Annotated in this window: 16 protein-coding genes, 1 pseudogene and 1 CRISPR repeat array (1 of these 18 running past the window's edge); of the genes and pseudogenes, 3 read left to right on the top strand and 14 right to left on the bottom strand. The window is 50.2% G+C overall.

Annotated elements, in window-relative coordinates; translation table 11 throughout:
- A CRISPR array of direct repeats spans window positions 1–74; the repeat unit is 29 nt; unit sequence CGGTTTATCCCCGCTCGCGCGGGGAACTC; it reaches 199 nt to the left of the window's first position.
- Between the two features lie 339 nt (window positions 75–413).
- Window positions 414–1,085 (bottom strand): 7-carboxy-7-deazaguanine synthase QueE, encoded by a 672-nt coding sequence (queE, locus tag ACJHX3_RS14300; RefSeq protein ID WP_001199984.1) that lies wholly within the window; start codon window positions 1,083–1,085, stop codon window positions 414–416.
- Between the two features lie 138 nt (window positions 1,086–1,223).
- On the opposite strand from queE, the pseudogene ACJHX3_RS14295 reads away from it, so the two are divergent.
- Window positions 1,224–1,365 (top strand): annotated as a pseudogene (locus ACJHX3_RS14295) (hypothetical protein).
- A gap of 13 nt (window positions 1,366–1,378) precedes the next feature.
- Complete coding sequence (locus tag ACJHX3_RS14290; protein ID WP_094308501.1) at window positions 1,379–2,251, top strand: TPM domain-containing protein; 873 nt, start codon at window positions 1,379–1,381, stop codon at window positions 2,249–2,251.
- 59 nt (window positions 2,252–2,310) lie between these two features.
- Here ACJHX3_RS14290 and eno read toward each other — a convergent pair whose 3' ends face one another.
- From eno to rlmD, 7 genes are all read right to left on the bottom strand, one after another.
- Window positions 2,311–3,609 (bottom strand): phosphopyruvate hydratase, encoded by a 1,299-nt coding sequence (gene eno, locus ACJHX3_RS14285; RefSeq protein WP_000036723.1) that lies wholly within the window; start codon window positions 3,607–3,609, stop codon window positions 2,311–2,313.
- Between the two features lie 86 nt (window positions 3,610–3,695).
- On the bottom strand, window positions 3,696–5,333 hold the full coding sequence (pyrG, locus tag ACJHX3_RS14280) for a glutamine hydrolyzing CTP synthase (protein ID WP_000210878.1): 1,638 nt from the start codon (window positions 5,331–5,333) through the stop codon (window positions 3,696–3,698).
- Between the two features lie 227 nt (window positions 5,334–5,560).
- Window positions 5,561–6,352, bottom strand: a complete 792-nt coding sequence (mazG, locus tag ACJHX3_RS14275; protein WP_001071644.1) for a nucleoside triphosphate pyrophosphohydrolase — start codon at window positions 6,350–6,352, stop codon at window positions 5,561–5,563.
- 71 nt (window positions 6,353–6,423) lie between these two features.
- Window positions 6,424–6,759 (bottom strand): endoribonuclease MazF, encoded by a 336-nt coding sequence (gene mazF / locus ACJHX3_RS14270; protein ID WP_257122409.1) that lies wholly within the window; start codon window positions 6,757–6,759, stop codon window positions 6,424–6,426.
- On the bottom strand, window positions 6,759–7,007 hold the full coding sequence (gene mazE, locus ACJHX3_RS14265; RefSeq protein WP_000581937.1) for a type II toxin-antitoxin system antitoxin MazE: 249 nt from the start codon (window positions 7,005–7,007) through the stop codon (window positions 6,759–6,761). The genes mazF and mazE overlap by 1 nt, the downstream gene beginning before the upstream one ends.
- 77 nt (window positions 7,008–7,084) lie before the next feature.
- Window positions 7,085–9,319: a GTP diphosphokinase gene (relA, locus tag ACJHX3_RS14260; protein WP_001551562.1), complete on the bottom strand. Its 2,235-nt coding sequence runs from the start codon at window positions 9,317–9,319 to the stop codon at window positions 7,085–7,087.
- A 47-nt stretch (window positions 9,320–9,366) separates the two neighbouring features.
- Window positions 9,367–10,668: a 23S rRNA (uracil(1939)-C(5))-methyltransferase RlmD gene (gene rlmD, locus ACJHX3_RS14255; RefSeq protein ID WP_000046780.1), complete on the bottom strand. Its 1,302-nt coding sequence runs from the start codon at window positions 10,666–10,668 to the stop codon at window positions 9,367–9,369.
- A 56-nt stretch (window positions 10,669–10,724) separates the two neighbouring features.
- On the opposite strand from rlmD, the gene barA reads away from it, so the two are divergent.
- A complete protein-coding gene (gene barA / locus ACJHX3_RS14250) occupies window positions 10,725–13,481 on the top strand; it encodes a two-component sensor histidine kinase BarA (RefSeq protein ID WP_094308502.1) in 2,757 nt (918 codons plus the stop codon).
- 232 nt (window positions 13,482–13,713) lie between these two features.
- Here barA and gudD read toward each other — a convergent pair whose 3' ends face one another.
- The 6 genes from gudD to ACJHX3_RS14220 all read right to left on the bottom strand — a co-directional run bounded on the left by gudD (window position 13,714) and on the right by ACJHX3_RS14220 (window position 19,782).
- Window positions 13,714–15,054 carry a glucarate dehydratase gene (gene gudD / locus ACJHX3_RS14245; protein ID WP_094321850.1) on the bottom strand — a complete coding sequence of 447 codons (1,341 nt, stop codon included), beginning with the start codon at window positions 15,052–15,054 and terminating at the stop codon, window positions 13,714–13,716.
- A 20-nt stretch (window positions 15,055–15,074) separates the two neighbouring features.
- Window positions 15,075–16,415 carry an enolase C-terminal domain-like protein gene (locus ACJHX3_RS14240; protein ID WP_094308503.1) on the bottom strand — a complete coding sequence of 447 codons (1,341 nt, stop codon included), beginning with the start codon at window positions 16,413–16,415 and terminating at the stop codon, window positions 15,075–15,077.
- A gap of 1 nt (window position 16,416) precedes the next feature.
- A complete protein-coding gene (gene gudP, locus ACJHX3_RS14235; protein ID WP_000097082.1) occupies window positions 16,417–17,769 on the bottom strand; it encodes a galactarate/glucarate/glycerate transporter GudP in 1,353 nt (450 codons plus the stop codon).
- A 434-nt stretch (window positions 17,770–18,203) separates the two neighbouring features.
- A complete protein-coding gene (locus ACJHX3_RS14230; protein WP_000807751.1) occupies window positions 18,204–18,653 on the bottom strand; it encodes a flavodoxin in 450 nt (149 codons plus the stop codon).
- Window positions 18,654–18,670: 17 nt separating this feature from the next.
- A complete protein-coding gene (truC, locus tag ACJHX3_RS14225) occupies window positions 18,671–19,453 on the bottom strand; it encodes a tRNA pseudouridine(65) synthase TruC (protein WP_000890001.1) in 783 nt (260 codons plus the stop codon).
- Window positions 19,453–19,782 (bottom strand): YqcC family protein, encoded by a 330-nt coding sequence (locus ACJHX3_RS14220; protein ID WP_000206991.1) that lies wholly within the window; start codon window positions 19,780–19,782, stop codon window positions 19,453–19,455. The genes truC and ACJHX3_RS14220 overlap by 1 nt, the downstream gene beginning before the upstream one ends.
- Window positions 19,783–19,810: the final 28 nt, after the last annotated feature.

Raw genomic sequence — 19,810 nt, 5'->3', positions numbered from 1 at the left:
GCGCGGGGAACTCCCAGCCCGACACAAATAATGCAGCATTGCGCGCGGTTTATCCCCGCTCGCGCGGGGAACTCTCTAAACATAACCTATTATTAATTAATGATTTTTTAAGCCAGTCACAATCTACCAACTTTACAGTATCACACAAACAACACATCTATTATGTTAAAGAGCACTTAATCCATTGATTGAAAAGGTAAATATTTAAAATAACTCTATACAAACTAAAATCTACCAAACTCCGACGTAATAATTTTCACCTCAGAGAAAAATTAACGCCACAGAATTTGTAGAGAATGACAATGATTAGTCCGGAATGGGCAAAATGGATGAGTTTTCAGAGGCGACAAAAAATATAAATGAGTGGAAGTCTTTACAGGTTCCACCCATTTATAACGCATATAAATGTGTAATCAGGCAATATTTAAATATTTATGTGTTTGCATCGACAAACGCCAGTTACGCGCAATGCAAGTTTCAATGCACAAACGTGTGGCATCATCCTTTTGGCTAATCGGCTGCAGTGCAATGACTCGCGGTTTATCATCGGTCAGCGTCGCAAGCAATTCATCCAGTGCTTCGATATCACGTACGCGTCCAACTGGGTGTTTGATTTCGTTAGCTCGCTCCAGGGCTTGCGACAATACTTCATAACCACCACGCATATTTAGCTTTGGCGACACGGTGACCCAGGTATTCGACGTACAACGCACTTCATGAGTACCGCTGGTTTCTATCTGGCAACTGAAACCGTTCTTTTCGAGCAGATCAGTTAGTGGCATCAAGTCATGAATACAAGGTTCACCACCCGTAATCACCACGTGACGCGCGGTGTATCCCTGACGACCGATGACTGCGAGTAAGTCTTCACTGCTTGCTGCTCCCCACTTATCACTCTCTTTCGTTTTACCCAGAATGCTGAAAAGGGAAACTTCCCGATCCTCAAGCTTTTCCCATGTGTGTTTGGTGTCGCACCAGGCACAGCCGACCGGGCATCCCTGTAAACGAATAAAAATGGCGGGAACGCCGGTAAAGTAACCCTCACCTTGCAGGGTCTGGAACATCTCGTTAATCGGGTACTGCATAGCATTCTCTGTGAAGTGGATAATTGTTAATTATTGCAGATCCTGCCACAACAATCATGTCTTATTAACATTCTGTTACAGGCAGGTTTAAAGAAAAATGAGAAACAGATCGTTAATAATAAAAGGGAGTAACGTATTATGTCAGAAATAAATAAAGTAAAGGGATTTAATCATGTCAAAAACATTCACCAAAATTATACTTATTTTTTCTGTGTTCGTTTTTAATTATAACGAATCTCAAATTACCGATGCCGCCGTCAATTTATTTATCCAGCTTTAATGGGACATTTATAATGCGCTATTTCATACCAATATTCACATTCGTGTGTTCCTTTGTTGCAGCCCAACCAACTATTGTCCCATCATTACAGCAACAAGTTACGGATCTTACGAGTAGCTTAAACTCACAAGAAAAGAAAGAACTGACGTACAAGTTAGAATCTATTTTCAATAATACCCAAGTGCAAATTGCTGTATTAATTGTTCCCACAACCAAAGACGAGACAATTGAAAAATATGCTACACGGGTTTTTGACAATTGGCGTTTAGGAGATGCCAAACGTAATGATGGGATACTGATCATTGTTGCCTGGTCGGATCGTACTGTCCGCATCCAGGTAGGTTATGGGCTGGAAGAAAAGGTAACCGATGCTCTGGCTGGAGATATCATCCGTAGCAACATGATACCCGCATTTAAACAACAAAAATTAGCTCAGGGATTAGAGCTAGCTATAAACGCTTTGAATAACCAACTCACTTCACAACACCAATATCCGGCTAATCCTTCAGAAATTGAATCAGCGTCTTCCAGTGATCATTATTACTTTGCTATTTTTTGGGTATTTGCAGTGATGTTCTTCCCTTTCTGGTTTTTTCATCAAGGCAGTAATTTTTGTCGCGCATGTAAAAGCAGTGTCTGTATTTCAGCAATCTATCTTTTAGATGTATTCCTGTTCTCCGATAAAACTTTTTCCATTGCTGTATTTTTCTTCTTTTTTACTTTCACCACCATTATGGTCTTTACCTGTTTATGTGTACTTCAGAAAAAAGCATCTGGTAGAAGTTATCATTCAGACAACAGCGGTTCCGGTGGCGGCTCAAGTGGCGGCGGATTTAGCGGCGGGGGCGGTTCTTCTGGCGGTGGCGGCGCGTCCGGTCGCTGGTAACTCAACCATAAAAAATGCCAGCCCGAAGGCTGGCATTTTTAAATCAGATAAAGTCAGACTTACGCCTGGCCTTTGATCTCTTTACGACCGTTGTACGGTGCTTTTTCGCCCAGAGCTTCTTCGATACGAATCAGCTGGTTGTATTTAGCAACACGGTCAGAACGGCTCATAGAACCAGTTTTGATCTGGCCTGCAGCAGTACCAACAGCCAGGTCAGCGATGGTAGCATCTTCAGTTTCGCCAGAACGGTGAGAGATTACTGCAGTGTAGCCAGCGTCTTTCGCCATCTTGATTGCAGCCAGAGTTTCGGTCAGAGAACCGATCTGGTTGAATTTGATCAGGATGGAGTTAGCGATACCTTTTTCGATACCTTCTTTCAGGATCTTGGTGTTGGTTACGAACAGGTCGTCACCAACCAGCTGGATTTTGTCGCCCAGAACTTTGGTCTGGTATGCGAAACCGTCCCAGTCAGATTCGTCCAGACCGTCTTCGATAGAAACGATCGGGTACTGTTTGGTCAGTTCTTCCAGGAAGTGAGTGAATTCTTCAGAGGTGAACGCTTTGTTGCCTTCGCCAGCCAGAACGTATTTACCGTCTTTGTAGAATTCAGAAGCTGCGCAGTCCATCGCCAGAGTGATGTCTTTGCCCAGTTCATAACCAGCAGCTTTAACAGCTTCAGCGATAACAGCCAGAGCTTCAGCGTTGGAACCCAGGTTCGGCGCATAGCCACCTTCGTCACCAACAGCAGTGTTCATGCCTTTCGCTTTCAGAACTTTTGCCAGGTGATGGAAAACTTCAGAACCCATGCGGATGGCTTCTTTCACAGTTTTCGCGCCAACCGGCTGAATCATGAATTCCTGGATATCAACGTTGTTGTCAGCGTGCTCACCACCGTTGATGATGTTCATCATCGGAACCGGCATGGAGTATTTGCCCGGAGTGCCGTTCAGTTCAGCGATGTGCTCGTACAGCGGCATGCCTTTAGCGGCAGCAGCAGCTTTGGCGTTAGCCAGAGATACAGCCAGGATTGCATTCGCGCCGAATTTGGATTTGTTTTCGGTGCCGTCCAGGTCGATCATGATCTTGTCAATGCCAGCCTGATCTTTGGCATCTTTGCCAATCAGTGCCTGAGCGATCGGGCCGTTTACCGCAGCAACAGCTTTGGTTACGCCTTTACCCAGGAAACGGGATTTGTCGCCATCGCGCAGTTCCAGAGCTTCACGGGAACCAGTAGAAGCACCTGACGGAGCAGCTGCCATACCGACGAAACCACCCTCCAGATGTACTTCGGCTTCAACAGTCGGGTTACCACGGGAGTCGATGATTTCACGACCGATGATTTTTACGATTTTGGACATTAGGTTTTCCTCAAGTCACTAGTTAAACTGAAACTCCAGACAAACAACGCGTACCCAAGGTACGCGTTGCCGTTCTAACTTTTTTCTTACTTCGCCTGACGTTTCTGGAACTCGCTGGCGGCTTTCACAAAGCCTGCAAACAGCGGGTGACCATCACGTGGAGTAGAAGTAAACTCCGGATGGAACTGGCAAGCCACGAACCACGGGTGATTCGGAACTTCGATGATCTCGACCAACTGATCATCCCCGGAACGGCCCGCAACGCGCAGACCTGCATCTTCAATCTGTTTCAACAGCATGTTGTTGACTTCGTAACGGTGACGATGACGCTCAACAATTGTCGGCGCATTGTACAGCTGGCGAACCAGGCTATCGTCAACCAACTGGCACTGCTGTGCGCCGAGACGCATGGTACCGCCGAGATCGCTCTTCTCGCTACGAACTTCAACGTTGCCGTTTTCATCGCGCCACTCGGTAATCAGCGCCACAACCGGGTACTTACAGTCTGGCACAAATTCCGTAGAGTTGGCGTTCTCCATGTTGGCAACATGGCGAGCGTAATCAATTAACGCCACCTGCATACCCAGGCAAATGCCCAGATAAGGAATATTGTTCTCACGCGCAAAACGCGCGGTCGTAATCATGCCTTCTACGCCACGATAGCCGAAACCGCCAGGTACGAGGATTGCGTCCAGACCTTTAAGAATTTCAACGCCGCGCGTTTCAACATCTTGTGAATCGATCAGTTTGATGTTGACGCTGACACGATTCTTCAGCCCACCGTGTTTCAGTGCTTCGATCACGGATTTGTAAGCGTCCGGCAGTTCAATGTACTTGCCGACCATACCAATGGTGACTTCACTTACCGGATTCGCTTCTTCGAAGATAACCTGTTCCCATTCGGACAGATTCGCTTCCGGGCAGTTTAAGCTGAATCGTTTACAAATATAATCGTCCAGCCCCTGCGATTTCAACAGGCCCGGAATTTTATAGATGGAATCGACGTCTTTCAGAGAAATAACCGCTTTTTCCGGAACATTACAGAACAATGCAATCTTCGCACGTTCGTTCGCCGGAACGGCGCGATCTGAACGACAAATCAGGATGTCAGGCTGGATACCGATGGAGAGCAGCTCTTTTACAGAGTGCTGAGTCGGTTTGGTTTTGACTTCACCAGACGCTGCCATGTACGGCACCAGCGTCAGGTGCATAAACAGGGTGTGCTCACGGCCAATTTCAACAGCCATCTGGCGAATCGCTTCGAGGAACGGCAGGGATTCGATATCACCTACTGTACCGCCGATTTCGACCAGTACCACGTCATGACCTTCGCCGCCTTCCAGCACGCGCTCTTTGATAGCGTTAGTGATGTGCGGAATAACCTGTACGGTTGCGCCGAGGTAGTCACCGCGGCGTTCTTTACGCAGAACGTCAGAGTAGATACGACCCGTGGTGAAGTTGTTGCGGCGGCTCATTTTGGTACGAATGAAACGCTCGTAGTGCCCCAGGTCCAGGTCGGTTTCAGCGCCGTCTTCAGTAACGAACACTTCCCCGTGTTGGATTGGGCTCATAGTACCTGGATCGACGTTGATGTACGGATCCAGTTTCATGATGGTCACATTGAGGCCACGGGCTTCAAGAATGGCTGCGAGGGAGGCTGCGGCAATGCCTTTACCCAGAGAGGATACGACCCCGCCGGTCACAAAAATATAGTTCGTTGTCATGCTGAACCTGAGAAGTTAGGTTGAAAAGACGATGGAATAACCAGGACGGGAAAGCAGTATACCCGAACATGACCTGTGCCACAAACTTTCATTATCCCTCCTCTTCGCCAGCGCACTATTGAAATCAGGAGTGAGAAAATAGCCCCTTTGGGGTAAATGTTTTTGACGCAAATCAAGCGCTTGTCATTTAAAAAATGACACAAATCGCGCTTGACCACGTAATTCCCTTAGAGATCAATTTCCTGCCGTTTTACCTGTTGCCAGACTTCTTCCATTGTTTCGAGGTCAACACCTGTCATTTCCAGTCCACGCGCGGCAACAATACGCTCCACTTCGCGAAAACGACGCTCGAATTTTTCATTGGCTTTTTGTAGTGCAATCTCTGCTTTTGTCCCTAAATGGCGGGCCATGTTGACCGTGGCAAACAGCAGGTCGCCCATTTCCTCCTCCAGTTTAGCCTGGTCGATAACAGCCTGCCGTGCCTCGTACATCACCTCGTCGATCTCTTCGTAGACTTTATCGACTACCGGACCAAGCGTCGTCCAGTCAAAACCAACGTTGGCGCAACGTTTCTGGATTTTTTGCGCACGCATTAAAGCCGGTAAACTACGAGGAATATCGTCCAGCGCCGAATGCTGCGCTTTCTGCGCGCGCTCTTCGGTTTTGATTTGCTCCCAACGGGCAAGCACTTCACTACTGTTTTCGGCAGAACTGTCAGCAAAAACATGCGGATGGCGACGTTCTAATTTATCGCTGATCGCGGCGCAAATATCATTAAAGTCAAAGCGCCCTTCTTCCTGGGCCATTTGTGCGTAAAACACCACCTGGAACAGCAGATCGCCCAGTTCACCGCGAAGATCGTCAAAATCTTCACGGGCGATGGCGTCCAGCACCTCGTAGGTTTCTTCAAGGGTGTAAGGCGCAATGGTGGCAAATGTCTGCTCTTTATCCCACGGGCAGCCGTTTTCCGGATCGCGCAGGCGCTGCATAATAGTGAGCAAACGGTCGATTTGATTCATTAGAATGTCCTGAAAATTGCGGGTCTGTCAGGTGGAAACCTGTGACCAGAATAGAAGTGAGTTAGTAACACCTACCCAATCAGTACGTTAATTTTGGCTTTAATGAGTTGTAATTCCTCTGGGGCAACTGTTCCTTTCTTCGTTGCTCCTCTTGCCCGCCAGGCGATACTTTTTACCTGATCAGCTAACGCTACGCCATCACGTTCCTGACCGGATAAAACAACTTCGAACGGATATCCTTTTGATTGCGTTGTACAAGGAACACACAGACACATACCTGTTTTGTTGTTGTACATGAACGGACTCAGGACAACAGTCGGACGATGTCCAGCTTGCTCGCTACCTTTTGTCGGGTCAAAATCAACCCAAATCAGATCGCCCATATCGGGTACGTATCGGCTTACCATTACCAGACTTCCTTATCTTTCGGCTCTCCCCAGTCGATATTCTCGTGGAGGTTTTCCGGCGTGATGTCGTTGACCAGTTCAGCAAGCGTAAATACGGGCTCTTTACGCACTGGCTCAATAATTAATTTGCCATCCACCAGGTCAATCTTCACTTCATCATCAATATTCAGATTGAGCGCCTGCATTAACGTAGCCGGGATCCGCACCGCCGGTGAATTTCCCCAACGCTTTACGCTACTGTGGATCATAACCCTTTCCTCAAACCGCTATCATATGTAGATACAGTATATATCAATCTACATTGTAGATACGAGCTAATTTCGGCCTAACTCCCGTGCAACCGACGCGCGTCGATAACATCCGGCACCTGGTTGAGTTTACCCAGCACGCGGCCCAGCACTTGCAGGTTGTAAATCTCAATGGTCATGTCGATGGTCGCCAGTTGCTGTTTGGTGTCGCTACGGCTGGCAACGCCAAGCACGTTCACCTTCTCGTTGGCGAGAATGGTCGTGATATCACGTAACAACCCACTACGATCATTAGCCACCACGCGGACCACCAGCGAATATCCGGCGGAGTAGCTCTCACCCCATACCGCGTCAACAATGCGTTCTGGCGCATGGGAGCGCAGTTCCGCCAGTTGTTCGCAATCGGCGCGGTGTACTGAAATACCACGTCCTTGGGTAATGAAGCCGACAATCTCATCTCCAGGAATCGGCTGGCAGCAGCGCGCGATGTGGTGCATCAGGTTACCGACACCTTCAACCACCACACGACCGTTATCTTTACTGCGGTTTTGCGGCGTATAGCTTTTTTGCTGAAGTTGCTTCAGCGCGGCGGCATCCTGCTCTTCGGCACTCGGCTTATTAAATTGCGATTGCAGGAAGTTCACCATCTGATTGAGACGGATATCCCCGCCACCAATTGCCGCCAGCAACTCGTCGACATCATTGAAGTTGTAACGCGGCAGCAGATGTTTTTCTGCTTCTTTCAGGCTGATCCCCAGATGTTCCAGCTCGTCGTCAAGGATTTGCCGCCCAGCCAGAATGTTTTTGTCACGGTCCTGTTTACGGAACCAGGCGTGAATTTTCGAACGCCCACGGCTGGTTGTGACGTAACCGAGGTTTGGGTTTAACCAGTCACGGCTGGGGTTCGGCTGTTTCTGGGTGATAATTTCAATCTGGTCGCCCATCTGCAGCTGGTAGGTGAACGGCACAATGCGCCCGCTAATTTTTGCCCCGATGCAGCGGTGCCCGACATCACTGTGGATGTGGTAAGCGAAGTCCAGCGGCGTTGATCCCGCAGGCAAATCAACGACGTCACCTTTCGGCGTAAAGACGTACACCCGGTCGTCAAAGACCTGGCTGCGTACTTCGTCGAGCATTTCGCCGGAATCAGCCATCTCTTCCTGCCACGCAATCAGTTTACGCAGCCAGGCAATCCGGTCTTCATGTCCCGAACGTGCGCCGCCAGCTGCCGCGCCCTCTTTATATTTCCAGTGCGCAGCAACACCCAACTCTGCATCTTCATGCATCTGTTTAGTGCGGATTTGGATCTCAACGGTTTTGCCACCTGGTCCCAGAACCACGGTATGAATAGACTGATAACCGTTTGGTTTCGGGTTAGCGACGTAATCGTCAAACTCATCCGGCAGGTGGCGATAGTGAGTGTGCACTATCCCCAGTGCGGCATAACAATCCTGTAAACGCTCGGCGACAATACGTACCGCACGCACATCAAACAGCTCATCGAAGGCGAGGTTCTTTTTCTGCATTTTGCGCCAGATGCTGTAGATGTGTTTCGGACGACCATACACTTCAGCTTTAACGCCTTCAGCTTTCATCTCAGCGCGCAGATGGCCGACAAACTCTTCGATATAGTGTTCGCGGTCGAGACGGCGTTCATGCAGCAGTTTTGCGATGCGTTTGTATTCGGTCGGGTGGAGATAACGGAAGCAGTAATCTTCCAGCTCCCATTTCAGTTGTCCAATCCCAAGACGGTTCGCCAACGGCGCGTAGATATTGGTACACTCTTTTGCCGCCAGTACGCGTTCATCTTCCGGCGCGTCTTTTACTTCGCGCAGATGAGCAATACGCTCTGCCAGTTTGATGACCACGCAGCGAAAATCATCGACCATCGCCAATAACATCCGGCGAACGTTATCGACCTGTTCGGAGGAAACAGAATCGGTATGCGTCGCTTTCAGCTGGCGGATCGCCGCCATATCACGCACGCCGTGAATAAGGTTAACGACCGACTTACCGACGCTCTCACGCAGCACATCTTCGCTGACTACGTTGGCATCCGCCAGAGGGAACAGCAGCGCCGCCCGCAGCGTGTCAATGTCCATACTTAATGTCGAGAGGATCTCCACCATCTCAACACCACGCCACAATAACAGACTGGCATCCGGATGCCCCTGCGTCTGTTGCAGACAATACGCCCAGGTTTCGGCTAAGCACTCACACGACTTCTGGCTGGTAATACCCAGACTTGCGATCCATTTTTCCGGATCAAATTCACCAGCCTTATTGATATGTGCACTTCTTACCGCAACCATCGTCCTCTCCTTTAGGGACCAGACCTGCCGAAATCGGCAAATCGTAACTATTTAACGCGCGAGAAAAGTACCATCGATTCCAGATGTCCCGTGTGTGGGAACATATCCAGCATCGCCAGTCGCGCAATGGTATATCCTGCTTTTAATAACGCTTCGCTATCCCGAGCCAGCGTTGCAGGGTTACAGGATACATAAACTATACGAATAGGTTCCAGTTTTATAATTTGCTGCATAACACCTGCGGCACCTGCTCGCGCCGGGTCCAGCAACACTTTATCGAAGCCGTTTTTCGCCCACGGCTGCTTTGTGACATCTTCTTCAAGATTTTCGTGATAAAACGTCACATTGTGTAAGCCATTAAGACGCGCATTCTGCTGGCCTTTTTCCACCAGCGCCGGAACACCTTCTACTCCCACCACACTGGCAGCTTGTGTCGCCAATGGCAGTGTAAAGTTGCCCATACCGCAGAACAGATCCAGTACGCGATCTTCAGGTTGTACATCCAGCCATTCCAACGCACGCGCTACCATTTTTTGGTTCACACCCGCATTGACCTGAATAAAATCGCGCGGGCTAAAAGTTAAGCGCAACCCATTTGAGTCATACCAGGGCATCTCACCAGAGACGGTTTCGAGTATCTCACTATCGGGGGCGAGATACAGATCCAGGCCTTCAGAATGCGAAAAGCGTTCCAGTTTTTCGCGATCTGCCGAACTTAGCGGTGCGGTATGGCGCAAAATCATCAGCGTGCCGCTGGTTGCCTGTACCAGTTCAACATGACCAAGATGGCGCATAGCTTGTAAGCTGCCCAGGCATGCCCTGACTTTGGGCAGTAATGCTTCAAGTTGGGGCACTAAAATGGGGCATTGTTTAACGTCGACAATGTCACTGGAGCCCGCTTTGCGAAAGCCCATCTGAAGTTGCTGTGTTTTCGGTAAGTAGTTCAAACTTAAACGCGCGCGACGGCGATAGCCCCAGGGAACATCGGCGATCACTTCAGAGACTTCGTGTTTCATTAATCGGGCGAGTGCCGCACTTTTGCTTCGCTGCTGTAAATCCTCGCTGGCGTGTTGTTGCTGACAGCCGCCGCATACGCCAAAATGAGGGCAGCGTGGCGTTTCGCGTTCCGGGCTATCGCTTAACCGGCGCACGACTTTAGCGCGGGCGTATTGTTTTTTATCTTCAGTAACAGTAACTTCCGCGTTTTCCTGTGGCAGTAATCCAGGAATAAATAACGCTTTGCCGTTATGTCGTGCCACGCCCTGACCAAAAGAGTCGAGGTCGTTGACTGAAACAGTTATGATCTGACGCGTCGTCGTGCGTCGTTTTGCAGAGTAGAATTGCGCCATTGGCGAGACTTTCTCAATTTAACAGTGTGACCTTAATTGTCCCATAACGGAACTCCATGACCAACTACAGCCTGCGCGCACGCATGATGATTCTGATCCTGGCACCGACCGTCCTTATTGGTTTATTGCTGAGTATCTTTTTCGTTGTGCATCGCTATAACGACTTGCAGCGTCAACTGGAAGATGCCGGAGCCAGCATTATTGAGCCGCTTGCAGTTTCTACTGAATATGGCATGAGCCTGCAAAATCGCGAATCTATCGGTCAGTTAATAAGCGTACTGCATCGTCGCCATTCCGATATTGTTCGCGCGATTTCGGTTTATGATGAAAATAACCGACTCTTTGTCACCTCCAATTTTCATCTTGATCCCTCATCAATGCAGCTCGGCAGCAACGTGCCGTTTCCTCGCCAGCTCACTGTCACTCGTGACGGCGATATTATGATCCTCCGCACACCGATTATTTCTGAGAATTACTCCCCCGACGAATCGCCCAGTAGCGATGCCAAAAATAGTCAAAATATGTTGGGATATATTGCGCTTGAGCTGGATCTTAAATCGGTTCGCTTGCAGCAATATAAAGAGATCTTTATTTCCAGCGTGATGATGCTGTTTTGTATCGGTATTGCGCTTATTTTTGGCTGGCGCTTAATGCGCGATGTAACCGGTCCGATTCGCAATATGGTGAATACCGTCGACCGCATCCGTCGCGGGCAACTCGACAGCCGGGTGGAAGGATTTATGCTCGGCGAGCTGGATATGCTGAAAAACGGTATCAACTCAATGGCAATGTCGCTGGCTGCTTATCACGAAGAGATGCAGCACAATATCGACCAGGCGACGTCCGATCTGCGTGAAACGCTGGAGCAGATGGAAATTCAGAACGTTGAGTTGGATCTGGCGAAAAAGCGCGCCCAGGAAGCGGCGCGTATTAAATCCGAGTTTCTGGCAAATATGTCACACGAGCTGCGTACACCACTGAATGGTGTTATTGGCTTTACCCGCCTGACGCTGAAAACAGAATTAACACCAACGCAGCGCGATCACCTGAATACGATTGAACGTTCGGCAAATAATTTGCTGGCAATTATTAATGATGTTCTCGACTTCTCGAAACTGGAAGCAGGTAAGCTGATTCTGGAAAGTATTCCATTCCCACTACGCAGCACGCTGGATGAAGTCGTTACCCTGCTGGCACATTCTTCTCACGATAAAGGGCTGGAACTGACGCTCAATATTAAAAGCGACGTGCCTGATAACGTTATCGGCGACCCTCTACGATTACAGCAAATCATCACTAACCTGGTGGGGAATGCAATTAAATTCACCGAGAATGGCAACATTGATATTCTGGTAGAAAAACGTGCGCTGAGTAATACCAAAGTGCAGATTGAAGTGCAGATTCGGGATACCGGCATTGGTATTCCTGAACGCGATCAATCGCGCTTATTCCAGGCCTTCCGACAGGCTGATGCCAGTATTTCCCGCCGTCATGGTGGCACCGGGCTGGGGCTGGTGATTACACAAAAACTGGTTAATGAAATGGGCGGCGATATTTCGTTCCATAGCCAGCCGAATCGCGGTTCAACTTTCTGGTTCCACATTAATCTCGATCTGAACCCGAACATTATTATCGAAGGGCCATCCACCCAGTGCCTCGCCGGCAAGCGCCTGGCCTATGTCGAACCAAACTCCGCAGCAGCGCAATGCACGCTGGATATTTTAAGTGAAACGCCGCTGGAAGTGGTTTATAGCCCAACGTTCTCCGCGCTGCCTCCCGCGCATTACGACATGATGTTGTTAGGCATCGCGGTGACCTTCCGCGAGCCGCTAACAATGCAACATGAGCGATTAGCGAAAGCAGTATCGATGACCGATTTTCTCATGCTGGCACTTCCTTGCCATGCACAAGTCAATGCTGAAAAACTTAAGCAAGATGGTATCGGCGCGTGTCTGCTGAAACCATTAACACCTACGCGCCTGTTACCTGCCCTGACGGAATTTTGTCATCACAAACAAAACACGCTTTTGCCTGTAACCGATGAAAGTAAGCTGGCAATGACAGTCATGGCGGTTGATGACAACCCCGCTAACCTGAAACTTATCGGCGCATTGCTGGAAGATATGGTGCAACATGTGGAACTTTGCGATAGCGGGCATCAGGCGGTTGAACGGGCGAAACAGATGCCGTTCGATTTGATTTTAATGGATATTCAAATGCCGGACATGGACGGCATTCGGGCCTGCGAACTCATCCACCAGCTCCCCCATCAGCAACAAACGCCAGTTATCGCGGTAACGGCGCATGCAATGGCCGGGCAAAAAGAGAAGCTGCTTGGCGCAGGGATGAGCGATTATCTGGCGAAACCGATTGAAGAAGAGCGATTGCATAATTTGTTGTTGCGCTACAAGCCTGGCAGCGGTATTTCCTCTCGCGTCGTGACGCCCGAAGTCAACGAAATTGTGGTGAACCCGAATGCGACCCTCGACTGGCAACTGGCACTACGCCAGGCAGCAGGAAAAACCGATTTAGCGCGCGATATGCTGCAAATGTTACTCGATTTCCTGCCTGAAGTTCGCAACAAAGTTGAGGAACAGCTGGTTGGAGAAAACCCGGAAGGCCTGGTTGATTTGATTCATAAACTGCATGGCAGTTGCGGCTATAGCGGTGTGCCGCGTATGAAGAATCTCTGCCAGCTGATCGAACAACAGCTACGTAGCGGTACTAAAGAAGAAGATTTGGAGCCGGAGCTGCTGGAACTGTTAGACGAGATGGATAATGTAGCGCGCGAAGCCAGCAAAATTCTAGGGTAATGGACCGTCTTGCCGAGTAGCAATCGGCTTTTTATGACGCTGGTTTCAGACTGGTGACAAGGTGCCTGTGTTTATGCCGGATGCGGCGTTAACGCCTTATTCGGCATAAACACCAATTAAATTCAATGAATTAAAAAAATAATGTAGGCCTGATACGTAGCGCAACAGGCAATTTTGCGTTTGGCATCAGACTCAAACCGGCTCCTGACAGAGCCGGTTTTGGTTTTCTGTCTTAACGCACCATGCACGGACGCTTGTTATCGAACGTCCAGCCAGGAATCAGGTACTGCATTCCCATCGCATCGTCACGCGCGCCAAGCCCATGTTTCTGATACAGCTCGTGGGCTTTCATCACCTGATCCATATCGATTTCTACGCCCAATCCTGGTTTTTGCGGCACCTGAACCAGCCCGCCTTTGATCTCAAACGGTTCTTTGGTCAGACGCTGATTGCCTTCCTGCCAGATCCAGTGCGTATCAATAGCAGTAATTTTACCCGGTGCAGCAGCGGCTACATGGGTAAACATCGCCAGGGAAATATCGAAGTGGTTGTTAGAGTGTGAACCCCAGGTCAGGCCAAATTCATGGCACATTTGCGCCACACGTACCGAACCTTGCATCGTCCAGAAATGCGGATCCGCCAGCGGGATATCAACGGATTGCAGGGAGAGCGTATGGCCCATCTGCCGCCAGTCGGTGGCGATCATATTGGTTGCGGTCGGCAGGCCAGTTGCGCGACGGAACTCTGCCATCACTTCACGCCCGGAGAAACCTTGCTCCGCACCACACGGATCTTCTGCATAAGCCAGCGAATCTTTCAGGTATTTACCAATTTTAATCGCTTCGTTCAGCGACCAGGCACCGTTAGGATCGAGGGTAATACGCGCCTGTGGGAAGCGTTGCGCCAGTGCCACAATAGATTCTGCTTCTTCTTCCCCGGCCAGTACACCGCCCTTCAGTTTGAAATCGTTGAAGCCATATTTTTCATATGCCGCTTCCGCCAGGCGCACCACCGCATCCGGCGTCATCGCTTCTTCGTGACGCAGGCGATACCAGTCACATTTATCATCCGGCTGGCTTTGATACGGCAGCGGTGTGGCTTTGCGATTACCGACGAAGAACAGATAACCGAGCATTTCGACTTCGCTACGCTGTTGACCATCGCCCAGCAGGGATGCCACGTTAACCCCCAGATGCTGCCCCAGCAGATCCAGCATTGCCGCTTCTATCCCGGTAACCACATGAATAGTGGTCCGCAAATCAAATGTCTGCAAACCGCGCCCGCCGGCATCACGATCGGCAAATGTATTACGCACCAGCGTCAGAACGTTTTTGTATTCACCCAGCGTTTTACCCACCACTAGCGGAATCGCATCTTCCAGCGTTTTACGGATTTTCTCGCCGCCGGGAATTTCCCCTACCCCGGTGTGACCAGAATTATCTTTGATAATCACAATATTACGCGTGAAGAACGGTGCGTGTGCACCACTCAGATTCATCAGCATACTGTCATGGCCCGCCACCGGGATGACCTGCATTTCAGTAACAACAGGCGTCGTAAATTGAGAACTCATATTTATGTCCTTTTTCAGAATCAATGACGGCCGAAAACGGGACGTTTACGGTCAAAGGTCCAGCCGGGGATCAGGTACTGCATCGGGCCTGCGTCGTTACGCGCACCGCCAGGCAGACGTTTATAGGCCTCATGTGCCTTTTGTACCTGTTCCCAGTCCAGTTCCACGCCCAGACCGGGCGCATCAGGAACGGCAATTTTTCCGTTTTTAATCTCCAGCGGATTTCGGGTCAGGCGACAATCGCCCTCCTGCCAAATCCAGTGGGTATCGATAGCGGTGGGATTACCCGGTGCCGCCGCGCCCACATGGGTAAACATCGCCAGAGAGATATCAAAGTGGTTATTGGAATGGCAGCCCCAGGTCAGCCCCCAGTCGTCGCAAAGCTGCGCCACGCGGACTGCACCGGAAAGCGTCCAGAAATGCGGATCGGCAAGTGGAATATCCACCGCATTGAGCATTACCGCATGGCCCATTTCGCGCCAGTTGGTGGCGATCATGTTAGTCGCGACGGGCAAGCCGGTCGTCCGCCGAAACTCCGCCATCACTTCACGTCCGGAGAAGCCCTGTTCTGCGCCGCATGGATCTTCGGCATAGGTAAGAACATCATTCAGCCCTTTGCACAAAGAAATGGCTTCATCAAGCAGCCATGCACCGTTGGGATCAACGGTAATCCGCGCATCCGGGAAGCGTTTCTTCAATGCACGAACAGTGTCGATTTCTTGCTCGCCAGGTAACACGCCGCCCTTAAGTTTGAAATCTTTAAAGCCGTAGCGATCCTGTGAGGCTTCCGCCAGACGCACAACGGCTTCGCTGTTCATCGCTTTCTGATGGCGCAACTGATACCACTCATGGTTGCCCAGCGTATTTTCCAGATAAGGAAGATCGGTTTTGGTCCGATCACCGATATAAAACAGATAACCGAGGACGGTAATAGCCTCGCGTTGCTTACCTGGCCCTAACAGTTCGCAGACCGGAACATTCAGCGCCTTACCTAGCAGGTCAAGCAAGGCGGCTTCCAGCGCCGCCACGGCGTTAACGCGTAATTCAAAGGTCCAGGCCCCTTTACCGAAGGTATCAAAATCGGCGGCCTGATTACCTTTATGCACCTGCTGGACCACTTTATTCAGGCGCGCAACTTCCTGGCCCAGAACCATCGGAATAGCATCGACAAGCGTCTGATAAATCACCTCTCCGCCTGGCGCTTCACCAATGCCGGTATGCCCGGCGTTATCGGTGAGTACCACAATATTGCGAGTGAAATATGCGTTATGCGCCCCACCAATATTAAGCAACATGCTATCGTGCCCGGCGACCGGAATGACTTTCATATCAGTAATAACAGGACTGGATTGTGTCGTCATCTTATTGCCCCGCGACAGGTTTCAGCTCGATACGCTTGATATCGCCCACCAGCACCAGGTAGCTCAGTACCGCGATTAAGGCATGAACACCAACATAAATCAGCGCCCCATTAAAGGAGCCAGTCGTGCCAACGATATAACCAATTGCGATTGGCGTGACGATGCCAGAAATGTTACCGAACATGTTGAACAGGCCACCGGAAAGACCGCTGATCTCTTTTGGCGCGGTATCTGCCATTACTGCCCAACCCAGCGCCCCGATACCCTTACCGAAGAAGGCCAGCGCCATAAAGCCGATGATCATCCACTCAACGTTGACGTAGTTGCAGAACACCATCACCATCGACAGCAACATGCCCATTACGATCGGTGTTTTACGCGCAATGTTCAGCGATCCCGTGCGGCGCATCAGCCAGTCGGAAATAATCCCACCCAGCACACCGCCGATAAAACCGCAAACCGCCGGAACGGAAGCCACAAAGCCCGCTTTAAGAATCGACATCCCGCGCGCCTGCACCAGATAAACCGGGAACCAGGTAATAAAGAAGTAAGTCAGGGCGTTGATACAGTACTGACCGATATAAACGCCGATCATCATCCGTGACCCGAGCAGCTGTTTGATCTGCCCCCACTTCACGCTGAACGGTACTTTAACTTTGGTGTTTTGCTGATCCATATTGATCAGCGCGCCACCCGCAGCGATGTACTCCAGCTCTTTCTGATTTACACCCGGATGTTGATTTGGCTCGTGGATGACTTTCAACCAGATAAAGCTGATGACAATGCCCAGACCGCCCATAAAGAAAAAGACGTGTGACCAGCCCACTTCATGCGTCAGCCAGCCCATAATCGGCGCGAAGATCACCGTTGCGAAGTATTGAGCGGAGTTAAAAATCGACACCGCCGTTCCCCTTTCCTGCGCCGGAAACCAGGCCGCTACAATGCGACTGTTACCGGGGAAAGATGGCGCTTCAGCAAGCCCGACCAGGAAGCGCAGCGTAAACAGGGCAACGATAATGCCGAATCCACTAAAAATATCGACGAAGCCTTGCAGCAAGGTAAACATCGACCAGATAAAGATCGACCAGAAGTAGACGCGTTTTGAACCAAAACGGTCCAGCAACCAGCCACCAGGGATCTGCCCGATAACATAAGCCCATGAGAAAGCAGAGAACACATAGCCCATTCCCACAGGATCAAGGCCGATATCTTTGGCCATTTCCGAACCGGCGATAGAGAGCGTAGCGCGGTCGCCGTAGTTGAAGGATGTGACGATAAACAACATCACCACTATCCAGTAACGAGCATTCGTGCGTTTTTCCACACTGCTCGCAGCCTGACTTAAAGAACTCATTGTTGCACTCCTGAAAATTCGCGTTAGCCACGCTCACTCTGGACTGCGACATCGCCAGGAAATCAGAGGTGACGTAGGGTGTTTTTTGCCGTTTTTATAGGTCGTTCGCCGAATACGGCGCGTGTTTATATCTGGCAATAGCAGTATAAAAAGCGCGCCATAGCGGCTCACCGTGCAACAACACAACATTAATGCGTTCAATGAGGCCCGATTTTGGCATTAGCCCTGGACGGTGGAATCCACTTCACGGAAATGAAAACAAAAACAAGAAAGGAAGGGTTAAAACGAAGAAATAAAGAAGAGTATGAAATGGATCGCTTGACTCCAGGCAAACGCCAGTAAAAATCCGCGCTATGAAGCAGTTTTTACTGGCATTTGCCTGAAAAGATTCGATTCAGCACCGCTAAAACGGCATTTACCGCTCGCTGAACATATCAGGACAACAGCGTGCCCCAATGTTCGACCCACGGATTTGATTCCGTTTCCGGTTCCGGGTTCTCACTGGCGTCAATCAACAGCATTTCGCCAACCCGCTGAGCGCTCTGTTCCTGCAACAAGGCATCGAACTGTTTGCCGCCATTGCAGAAATTCACATAACTGCTGTCGCCGAGCGCAATCACGCCATAACGCAGATTCGGCTGGAAGCCCAGACTATCTTTGATTCCCTGAAAGAGCGGCACAATGCTATCAGGAAGGTCGCCCTGCCCGGTCGTGGACGTAACCACCAGAACATACTTATCCTGATAGGGCAGCCAGTCGCTTAATTCAGGATCTTCAAATACCGTTGCTTTGTGGCCCTGTGCGGTCAGAATTGCTTCTGCTTCTTCCGCCACTAACAGCGAATTTCCGTACATGGTGCCGACAAAAATACCAATTTCCGCCATACCGTTTTCTCCCTGGATTAGGAACTTATCTCTCCATCCTGACCCGATGGCGCACTGAACTCAACCCTTTCATTTTCAGGAAGCAGACCGCGCCAGCCAAATTGTGATAACGCCTGCATCCAGGTGTCGTCCAGGCCCGCGTGAATAGTCAGCGGCTCGCCAGTAAAAGGATGCGTCAATGACAACTGACTGGCATGCAGCATTAACCGCTGAAGACCAAAATGTTCAGCACCGCTGCGATTCTGGCGTAAATCGCCATGTTTGCTATCGCCAATAATCGGGTGGCGCAAATGGGCAAGATGTCGGCGAAGCTGATGTTTGCGTCCGGTTTTCGGCTCCAGTTCCACCAGGCCGTAGCGCGTGGTCGGGTAACGTCCGGTCGCTACCGGCATTTCTACGGTCGCCAGACCGCGGTAATGCGTCACTGCTGGCTGCGGGCCTTTATCTTCGCGGGCAAATTTATCAGCGATTTTGTCCAGTTCTTCCACCAGTGGATAATCCAGCACCGCTTCTTCCATCAACCAGCCGCGCACAATCGCATGGTAACGTTTCTGGATTTGGTGCTGTTCAAACTGTTGTGCCAGCAGCCGTCCGGCCTCGCTGGATAATCCCATCAACAACACACCAGAAGTGGGTCGGTCCAGACGATGAGCAGTAAAAACATGCTGTCCTATCTGGTCACGCACGGTTTGCATGACCACTACTTTCTCGTCGCGATCCAGCCAGCTGCGGTGAACCAGCCAGCCGGAGGGTTTATTTACCGCAACCAGCCATTCATCCTGATAGAGTATTTCCAGCATTAGCTCGCATCATCCGCAAAAAGAGCATCCAGTTTTTCCAGCTCAGCCAGAATAAGCGCGCGTTGCGGATGGTCCGTCGCCAGCGCCATTTCATAATAGGGAGCAACGGCAAAAGCGCCCGGTAACGGCTGGTTGTTATCTAACAAATCGTGCATTCGCGGAATAAGCACCCACTGCAACCACTCCAGTGGTTCCATGGTGTCCATAAAGAACGGTTGGGTACTGTTAAATTGATGCGGCTGGGGTTCATCGTTTCGCCAGTGCTGATGTTCACGCAGTAACGCTTCAAGCGCCTGCAACTGGAGACGAACGCGGTCATGAGTGGTCATAAAGCAACCTCAATAAGAAAAACTGCCG

The organism is Escherichia sp. WS1265 (assembly GCF_046487585.1).
Taxonomy (GTDB): domain Bacteria; phylum Pseudomonadota; class Gammaproteobacteria; order Enterobacterales; family Enterobacteriaceae; genus Escherichia; species Escherichia coli.
The sequence above is the reverse complement of the archived record's forward strand: the minus strand, read 5'-3'. Positions and strand labels throughout refer to the sequence as shown.